We start from the raw sequence: 9,808 nt of genomic DNA on the forward strand, positions 1-9,808 counted from the left end.
GCGAACGGAGATCCAGGATCCAGAACAGAGGCGAGCCCGGCGGTGCAGGCATCAGTTTGCAGGGTGAATTACTGGCGTGAACTCGCGCTGCTCGTTTCCGGATCAAGTCCGGAATGACAGGGTCTGGGGTTGAGTGCCTGGCCCGCCGCTTCGTCATCCTGGACGGAGTGAGCCCGACCGCATTTGGCACATGACCTCCGGCTATGTTTGGATTCCATCTTGCAATAACGGATGCAAGGCGTGCTCCACCTACCGATCCAACGCACTCGCCAGGGTCTGCACGGCGGGCGGCCACCAGGTGGTGCGGTGCAGCGTGCCCAGCGGCTCGACGCGTACGTCGGCGGGCAGATGGCGCTGTACGCGTTCGGTAATGGCAGCGCGGCATCGCACGGATCCGACTGATGTGTCTGCGCTGTCGAGCGCCTCTGACATCTCGGTGAGCGCGTCGTAGGGCGTCCACCGCACGTGCAGTCCGCGCTGAGGCTCGGGAACGCCTTTGCTGAAGAGAAATGTGAGGTCTTCGGTGTACGCGTGCGGCTGATCCTGTGCCTCAAGCAAGGCACGCTGCATCTGGAGCGTGCCGGGGATGCGCTCATGGGCGGGCACCGCCGCCCGCATGTGGGCGAGCGCTTCAAGATAGGCGTCAGGCAGTACGTCTTCGGGCGCCCAGATCAGGTCCACGTGCTGGGGCGATTCGCCGTCGTACACGAGGAGGTCCTCGGCCAGCGCCTCGCGCTCGTCGGCAGATTCGTTGCCGTCGAGGACGACCCAGGCGGGATAGTCGGGACACGCGTAGTCGGCAGTGTCCATCGCGTCGGCATTGGGCGGGCCCATGACGGCGGTGGGGGCAGATTGGGGAGCCGAGGTCTCCCACTGCACGGGGGCGTGCTCGGCCTCCACCGACAGCGCCTGCTGCGCGGCGCTCAGCACGGCATGGAGCACGGGGCGCTCCGACGGCGCATCCGCAAGATACACGCGTGTGCCCCGCAGGGTCAGGTAGGCAATCAGGGGCAGTCCGTAGAGCGGCACGTGGGCAGCCAGTTCGACCTGCAAGGCTTCTGGCCCCGTGGGGTGCTGTGCGACATCGTGAAGCGAGGCCTGCACCGCCGCATCCATCTGCTGGTTCACGGCGAAAGTGATATGGGCTTCGGTGAACGGGTAGTTGTCGGCATCTGCAGCCGCCTCAATGGCCGCTTGGCGCGGCTCGTGGTCGGGATCGGTCCAGTGATGGGCGGTGGCGTGCAGGGCATCGGCCCAGGCGGAACGTGCGAAGGTAGGCATGCGAGATGAGCGATAGGAAAAAAAGCGATGCGACTTCAGCGGGGCGGTTTGAGCATGCATCCGAAGGGGCGCGTATCAGCCTCTGGCACCGATTCGCCGTTGAGTGTGGCCTGGATGGCTTCGCGCAGATAGGCCGCCTCTACCTCGTCTGGGCTGCCGGGGCTGTCGTCGACGGCGCCGCGGTAGACGAGCGTGCCCTCCGCATCAAACAGAAACGCATGAGGGGTGCGCTCGGCCCCAAGTTGGCGGGCGAAGGTGGCATCCCCATCGCGCACATAGCGGAGATCGCCATACGACTGGGCTTGCTCGGCGCTGGCGCGGCGTCCTTCGTCGGTAAAAGCCTCGGCGTCGTTTGCGTTCACAAACACAAACTGCACGCCACGCTCGGCAAACGTATCGCGCAGGTCGAGCACGCGCTCCTCGTAGCGGTCGATCCACAGGCACTGGTTGCTCCAGAAGAGCACGACCGTGGCCTGTTGCCCTTGAAGCGCATCAGTTGATACGGATGCTTCTTCCTGCACATCGTAGAGCGTAGCCTCGGGCAGGGAGCTGCCCAGCGACAGCGTATCGGTTTGCGCATGGGCCGGGTGAGCTCCAAGCAAAAGCGTACTGATCAGAAGCATACCGGGCAGCAGCCATCCAGCAGAAAGCGTACGCATAACGATCACCAGTCTATAAGGGATGCAGTGAGAATGGGTTACGACGACGGCGCGCGCTCCATCATGCGGCTTACGTACCGGTCGTTCAGCGCCCACAGCACGATTCCGGCCAGTCCCCATTGCAGCAGGCAGGTCATGAGGCTGAACGGATCGAGCGGGTTGAACCAGGTGTCGGGCGCAAACACAAACACCGATTGGTAGATCCACCAGCCTAATACGATAACGGCTTGCAGCGGAATAAAGTATGTAATGAGCGTATCCCACGTGGTGCCGGGGTTGATTTCGCCGCCGTGGCCCATGGTTTCCGTGCGGAAGGCGCGCGGGCCGTATATGATCACCGCCAGCGCCACGAGCGCGCCCGAGATGAGCAGTCCCACGCCCCACACGAAGTCCTGGTTGGCGAAGATATTGAGGTTCACCGCCGAGGGGATGCCCAGCAGAAAGCCGAGTCCGGCAACCCACCCAACTGCCGTGGAGCGCCGCACCCCCGCATCCACAAACGACCGCGTAGCCAGTTCGATCATAGAGATGAGTGAGCTAAGCGCCGCAAAGGCCAGTCCCAGGAAGAAGAGCATTGCGAGCGGACGCCCAAACGCCATCTCCTCGAAGAGCTGCGGCATCCAGATGAAGGTGAGGCCGGTGCCGGCAGGACCGCTGGTCTGCATCACGTCGAGCACCTGGCCCTGCGACATGTCGGTGCCCAGCACAGCGAACACGGTGCCAAAGATAATCACCGCAGCCATGAGCGACACAATGTTGTTGCCGATGCCCGTGATGAGCGCGTTCGACACTACGCCGTGGCGCGACTGCATGTACGCGCCGTAGGTGAGGATAAGCCCCCAGCCCGCGCCGGTGTCCCACGCGTTCTGCGTGAGCGCCTCCAGCCAGAGCCGTGGATCGGCCAGCAGCGCCCACTCGGGCGTAAACAGAAAGGCGATGCCTTCCCATGCGCCCGGTAGCGTGAACGTGCGGATGAGCGCCACGACCAGAATCCCTAAGAGCGCCGGGACGAGCACGCGGTTTACGCGCTCAATCGAGGAGATGCCCTTCCACACCGCCAGCGTGCCTGCGCCCATGGCCAGAGCATGCACGATAAGGGGCGTACCGCCCGACTGAAACGCATCCCATCCGGCCTGGGCGGCTTCATTCGAAAGCGGGAGCGGCGACGACAGCGCCTCCCAAAAGTAGAACAAGCACCACCCGGCCACCACCGCGTAGTAGAACATGATGGCGGTCGTGACCACGCCAATGAAGCCGCCCATCCAGCCGCGTTTTTCGCCCGCCATCTGCACATACGAGCCCACCACGCCCATGCGGCCCTTGCGCCCGATGGCGTACTCGGCAATGATAAGCGGGATGCTCCACAGAAACAAGAACATAACCCACGCCACCAAGAACGCCCCGGCCCCCGTTTCGCCACTGGTCGTCGCCGCAATGCGCGGGAACCGCCAGATGTTACCGGTGCCTACCGCAATGCCCAGCACGCTCAAAATGAGCGTCCACCGCGTAGAAAATCGTGCGTTCGAGGAAGAAGCCATAGCCGTTGAGCCACGTTGAATTCAAAAATACAGGGGGATGCGCGGGGTGCGTGCCCCAATGTATAAAAGAACTGACCACTTACGCACATCGCTGATACAGAGACAGCACCTCAGGAAACGTGGTAGTGCTGTGTCACAGGTCAATCTTTGGGTTGTAAGGTCCCCGTTCGCATGCTGTCATCTTGAGCGGAGCGAAGCGACTGATGAACGCAGTGAATAAAGATCTCCCCCAAGGTTGGCAGGGCCGTTCAATCGCCTATAGCCCCGCTGAGCGTCGAGGAGATGGTTCGACGTGGTCCGCATGACAGGTTTTGGGGGGACACAGAGTTTGGCACAGACTCCGCACCCTAACATTCAGGTGTGACACAACAGTAGTGCTTTGTCACAGGTCAATCTTGGGGTAGTAACGCACCTCTCTCAGAATGCGTTGTGCTATACATATGATCGCTGTTGAACATGCAGAAATGCTTGTTTATGCCCCCACACCGTCATCCCAGACGGAGCGGAGCGACGATCTGGGATCCATGCCCCAATGGAGGGATGTATTAGCGGAGTGAGCTCGCCCTCAACCGGCGAATGGATCCCGGATCAGCGGCGCCAGCGGCGCCTTGTCCGGGATGACTATAAAATGGGAGTCCATACGTTACCCCATGAATCATCTGTGACAGAGCAATAGTGCTGTGTCAACCCTGAAAGGTTGGGTTCAGATGCGTATTTTCCCCTCCATCCTACCCTTCCTCCCCGGGGAGGAAGGAACTGTGAGGTGCCACTTCCCAAGTCCCCCTCGGAGGAGGGGGATTTAGGGGGAGGGATTCCATACTATCACACAACCCGAAAAATTATCCTTGACAGAGCAGTAGTGCTGTGTCACAGGTCATTCTGTGGGTTAAACCAAGATGGATACGCGTGTCGTGCCGTCCCGAAAAGTTCCTGCTACACACCAAGGAGATGGTTCGACTGCGCTCACCATGACAGGCTTCGTGGGAGGGTGATTGCAAGGCAACCATCAAAATGAGGGTTGACACAACAGTAGTGGTGTGTCACACGTCAATGGTTGGGTTGCAGCCGCTCCTGCGTCCGATCCGCAGCGTCGCATCTATTCTGTTGTGTCTACGCCGAAGACGCACACCGCGAGCGTGGACGGGGCCGGAAACGACCCTTGACGATGAGGCGATGGGCCAAACAGGCGAGCCAATGGCGCGCCACAGATGGGATTCGCAGTACAGACGCGGCATCTGTATAACATCCACACGTCATTCATGGCACGACATACGCATCCGTCTTCATTTTTCATATATTTGCAAGATGCGCCTATGCCCCTCCACAGACCCCTTGGAATGCATCATGACCGTTGTTTCTCGCTTTGCTGCATTGGTAGCGCTTTTGGCGCTGCTACTTACTGGATGCGCCCCGCGTCCGGTGACCGATGAAGACACCGATTCGTCCTCCGAGCCCACCTCCGACATCGAAGAGGCGGTCGAATCCGCCGAGGAGATGGACGGACTCTTCACCGTCTACCGCGATACGACCGACGGCTCGCTTCAGATGCTCATCCGTGAGGATCAGCTCGATAGTGAGTATGTCTACTTCACCTTCACCGAAGACGGCGCGCCCGTGGCCGGACACTTTCGCGGGCAGTTTCGGGATAATGAGGTGTTTCGCCTGAAGCGCTACTACGACCGCATCGAGTTCGAGCAGGTGAATACCTCGTTCTACTTCGACCCGAGCAATCCCCTGAGCCGCGCCGCCGATGCCAACATCAGTCCCGCGCGTCTGGCCTCGCAAGAGATTGTGGCCCAGGACACCACCGATGGCGGGCGCTATCTGATTAGCGCTGACGAACTGTTCTTGACTGAGGCGCTGCATCAGGTCAAGCCGACCCCGTCGCCCCAGCAGCCGCCCACGGCTTTTTCGCTGGGCAATCTGAACGGTGATAAGACGCGGTACGCGGATATCCGTAACTACCCGGAAAACACGGACTTCATCGTCAACTATGTCTACGACAACCCGCAGCCCCTGTCGGGCGGGGGCAATGCCGTGACCGATGCGCGCTCGGTGGGTATTACCGTGCAGCACAGCCTCATCGAGATGCCCGAGACCGACTACACACCCCGGTTCGACGATCCGCGTGTAGGCTACTTCATGCAGCAGGTCGACAACCAGACCTCCACAAGCGCCACGCCGTACCGCGACCTCATTAACCGGTGGCATCTCGAAAAAGCGGATCCAGAGGCGGAGCTCTCCGAGCCGGTCGAACCCATCGTATGGTGGATCGAAAACACCACGCCCGAAGAGATTCGTCCGGTGATTCGCGAGGCCACGCTCGCCTGGAACGAGGCGTTCGAAGCGGCGGGCTTTGAGAACGCGATCGAAGTGAAGGTGCAGCCCGATAGTGCCGACTGGGACGCGGGCGATATCCGCTACAACGTGCTGCGGTGGACGTCCTCGCCCACGCCTCCGTTTGGCGGCTACGGTCCCAGCTTCGTGAACCCACACACCGGGCAGATCATCGGCTCCGACATCATGCTGGAGTTTGTGTACCTGACCAACCGCCTCCGCCAGCAGGATGTGTTTGATGCCGCCGCGCTCCCCGACTGGGCGCAGCAGTCGCTTGCTGAGATGCAGGCCCACACGCCCGAATCGGCCTCTGCCAATCACGCCGGATGCGCGTTGGGCACGACCATGCAACAGAATCTGCTGACCGGCTTGCAGGTGTTGCAGGCGCAGAATGCCTCTGAAATCGAGGTCACCGAATACGTGGAGCAGGGCCTCTACTACCTGATTCTGCACGAGGTGGGCCACACGCTCGGCCTCAACCACAACATGCAGGCGCACAACCTGCTCTCGCCCGACGAGCTGCAAGATCCCGAGGTTATTGCCGAGCAGGGACTGATCGGCTCGGTGATGGACTATCCGGCCGTGCATCTGACCGACGACACGGACGAGCAGGAGACGTTCTTCATCGACCGTCCGGGTGCGTATGACACCTGGGCCATCGAGTTTGGATACGACCCGGATCTCAACGACGAGAATCAGATGCAGGCGCACCTGAACCGCTCCACGGAGCCGGAACTGGCCTTTGGCAACGACGCCGACGACATGCGGAGTCCGGGCAAGGGCATCGACCCGCGCGTGATGATTAACACGATCTCCAGCGACCCGGTTGAGTACGCGGAGGGCCGCTTCGATATCCTGTCGGAGACGATGACCGAGCTGCTCGACAAGTACGATGAGTCGGGCGACTCGTATGAGCCACTCCGCAACGCGTATCTGGTCCTCACCGGCGAGATGGGCAACATGGTGAACTCGGCCTCGCGCTTCATCGGCGGGGTGTACCGCGAACGCGCCATGATCGACCAGCCGGGCGCCACGCAGCCGTTCACACCCGTGCCGCGCGCCGAGCAAGAGGCCGCGCTTGAACTGCTGCGCACGCACCTGTTCGCACCGGATGCGTTCGACATCCCGAACGAGATCTACAACCACCTGCAGCAGCAGCGCCGTGGATTTGACTTCTTCGGCACGACTGAAGACCCGAAGATCCACGCCCGCGCGCTCGGCATGCAGCGGATGGTGCTGGCACACATTCTGCACCCCACCGTGCTCACGCGGATGACGGATGCGCGCCTCTACGGCAACGAGTATCCGCTCGCCGAGTACATGGACGACCTCACAATGGCCATCTTCGAAGCCGACGCGGATGGCGATGTGAACACGTTCCGCCAGAACCTGCAGGTGGAGTACGTGCAGGCGCTCTCCAGTGTGCTGGATGAGGAGGAGAACGACAGCTACGACTACGTGGCGCGCTCGGCCGCCCTGCGTAGCTTGCAGCAGATCAACGACATGATCGACGGCAAGACCGGCATCAACGCCGAAACCGAAGCCCACACCGCGCACCTGCAACACCTGATCGACGAGGTGCTGGAGAGCTAATCTGCTTCTATCGGTTCAAGCAGTGCAGCGCCCGCTTTTCTCTTCGGAGGAAGGCGGGCGTTTTGTTGTTGCGGGGGCATTGAAGTCGCCGGGCATGCGAGCGATGCCCGGCTATAGGGAAGCCTCCGCGTAAAGTCATCCCGGCCTCCGAGCCGGGATCCAGGACCTGCACCAAAGATGGTGTCCGACATCCCCCTTAATCCCCCTTCAAAAAAGGGGGAGACAAATGGAGGAGCACTGACTCAATCGCTCCCCTGGAGAGGGGAGCTGTCGCACCTGAGCAGTCAAAAAAAGCTTTACGCTCGTCGCAAGGCTCTGCCTTGTGACGCTCTCGTTGAGGGGCTCCGCCCCGTTTCGGTTGTCGGGGATGTAGCGAAGCCCTGGTAGACGCAGGAGCGTTGACGCCAGGAGAAAAGGGTGCGGTGCCACACGTGCAGGGCTGGCATTGAGATCCTTCCGCCGGGAGCGTCAGGATGACTTGGGAGCGCGAACAACAGCTCGGCATTGTGAGGCGCTCCCTCCTCTGTCGTCATGCTGAACGCAGTGAAGCATCTCAGGATGACCTGTTGAGAAGCAATGCCGCCACGCTTGCAAAGGGGAGCCCGGTATGGGGAGACTTGTACCAACCGTGCAGGACAGGCCATAGGCATCCGACTCGAGGTTTCTCTTAGCCCGAAGCATTAGGGAGTGGTCGAAGATGCCGGGAGCGTGCCACCTGTGCGAGGTAGGCGTTGAGATCCTTCCTCCCCGACGGTCGTCGTGGGTCAGGATGACGTTGGGGGGTAAGGTAAAGCAGCAAACCCCAAATCGCTCCCCTCTCCAGGGGAGCGGCTTCGGGTAGCGCGCTTGCACCTGTTTCTTCCTGCGCTAAACACGTACCCCTTCAGAGAAGGGGGAGACAAATGGAGGAGCACTGACTCAATTGCTCCCCTGGAGAGGGGAGCTGTCGCGCAGCGACTGAGGGGTGGATGCGCATGTGACGCCCGAGATGGGCACGTCCCGACCACTACAGGGCGCCGGAGACGCCGCCCGGGATATCCGCTTCGCTCCTGATCCCGGGCTAAGGGTTCTTTGCTTTACGCTCGTCGCAAGGCTCTGCCTTGTGACGCACTTTTTAGGGGCTCTGCCCCGTCTGGATTCGCGACATGCTCCTCCGTTACTGAAGCGAACGAATACGCTTTGGAAGACGTACCGTCTCTGTAAACATGGTACTCCACACGACCCAGACACCCCATGGCTACCATTGCCCATCGCATAGAAGTTGACCCTGAGGTGCATCACGGCAAGCCCGTCATTGCAGGCACCCGGGTTCCTGTTCACATGGTGCTTGGTCTCTTGGGAGAAGGGCTCTCCATCAGCGAGATCATCGACGAGTACTATGATCACATCACACGCGAGGATGTCTTAGCGTGTATCCGGTACGCCCATACCGTTGTGCAAGAGGAAGAGGTCTATGCCAGATCCGAGCCCGCCAGAAAGTGAGGAATCGAACCAGGAACCGCTGTTTATCGCGGATGAATGCACATTTGCGCAGACCGTTCGCATGATGCGAGCGGCAGGATGCACGGTGCATCGTGTTCAAGATCTCGGTATGGCGGGCGCACCGGATGCTGAGGTCTACCAGACGGCCTTGGGTAAAGAAGCTGTTCTGGTGACGACCGATCGAGGCTTTGGTGATATCCGTTCGTATCCTCCCTCATCCCATCATGGGATCATCGTACTCCATGTATCTCCTGACCCCGGGCAGGTCCGCGCTGTGCACCGAACGCTGGCGATGTTGCTACAAACGGAGACCTCGTTTGCCGGAACGCTCTTCACCGTCGATGAGAAAAAGTACAGGAAGCGCAAGCAACCCTGACAGTGGTCGGCAGGACACACGCCGGAGACGCAAGCGGGCCCCAGCTATCGGAGGGCCCTCTCAATCAAGTCATCTCGGACGTGATCCGGGATCCACCGCTCTCCGCCGAAGGCCGGTGCCACACATGCAGGGCTGGCGTTGAGATCCTTCCGCCGGGGGCGTCAGGATGACGTTGGGGTGTAAGGTAAAGCAGCAAACCCCAAATCGCTCCCCTGGAGAGGGGAGCTGTCGCGCAGCGACTGAGGGGTGGATGTGCGTGTGATGCCCGAGATGGGCACATCCGGCTAAGGTTTACTTGCTCTACGCTCGTCGCAAGGCTCTGCCTTGTGACGCACTTTTTAGGGGCTCTGCCCCGTTTGGGATGCCTGTAGATCCATCGGACGGTGATTAGCATGATGCATGACAAACGCAAACGGGGACCTGGAACAGATACCGCCGGAGACGCAAGCGGGCCCCAGCTATGGGAGGGCCCTCTCAATCAAGTCATCTCGGATGTGACCCGGGATCCACCGCTCTCCGCCGAAGGCCGGTGCCACACATGC

At 60.8% G+C, this 9,808-nt stretch carries 6 protein-coding genes; 3 read left to right on the plus strand and 3 right to left on the minus strand.

The window, feature by feature from the left end; all coding sequences use genetic code 11:
* Window positions 1-249 precede the first annotated feature (249 nt).
* Genes R6U20_RS01740 through R6U20_RS01750 form a run of 3 tightly spaced genes read right to left on the minus strand, consistent with a single transcriptional unit; the run spans window position 250 to window position 3,478 of the window.
* Entirely contained in the window at window positions 250-1,281 is a 1,032-nt protein-coding gene (locus R6U20_RS01740) for a hypothetical protein (protein WP_410336150.1), read from the minus strand.
* A 35-nt stretch (window positions 1,282-1,316) separates the two neighbouring features.
* Complete coding sequence (locus R6U20_RS01745; RefSeq protein WP_410336151.1) at window positions 1,317-1,940, minus strand: redoxin family protein; 624 nt, start codon at window positions 1,938-1,940, stop codon at window positions 1,317-1,319.
* A gap of 38 nt (window positions 1,941-1,978) precedes the next feature.
* A complete protein-coding gene (locus R6U20_RS01750) occupies window positions 1,979-3,478 on the minus strand; it encodes a sodium-dependent transporter (protein ID WP_410336152.1) in 1,500 nt (499 codons plus the stop codon).
* Between the two features lie 1,344 nt (window positions 3,479-4,822).
* Here R6U20_RS01750 and R6U20_RS01755 point away from each other — a divergent pair.
* The 3 genes from R6U20_RS01755 to R6U20_RS01765 all read left to right on the plus strand — a co-directional run bounded on the left by R6U20_RS01755 (window position 4,823) and on the right by R6U20_RS01765 (window position 9,266).
* Window positions 4,823-7,408: a zinc-dependent metalloprotease gene (locus tag R6U20_RS01755; RefSeq protein ID WP_410336153.1), complete on the plus strand. Its 2,586-nt coding sequence runs from the start codon at window positions 4,823-4,825 to the stop codon at window positions 7,406-7,408.
* 1,233 nt (window positions 7,409-8,641) lie between these two features.
* Window positions 8,642-8,890 carry a DUF433 domain-containing protein gene (locus tag R6U20_RS01760; protein ID WP_410336154.1) on the plus strand — a complete coding sequence of 83 codons (249 nt, stop codon included), beginning with the start codon at window positions 8,642-8,644 and terminating at the stop codon, window positions 8,888-8,890.
* Window positions 8,862-9,266, plus strand: coding sequence for a DUF5615 family PIN-like protein (locus R6U20_RS01765; protein WP_410336155.1), 405 nt, complete (start codon window positions 8,862-8,864; stop codon window positions 9,264-9,266). Before R6U20_RS01760 ends, R6U20_RS01765 begins: the two co-directional genes overlap by 29 nt.
* Window positions 9,267-9,808: the final 542 nt, after the last annotated feature.

Origin of the sequence: Longimonas sp. (genome assembly GCF_046498435.1) — a bacterium.
Lineage (GTDB): Bacteria > Bacteroidota > Rhodothermia > Rhodothermales > Salinibacteraceae > Longimonas.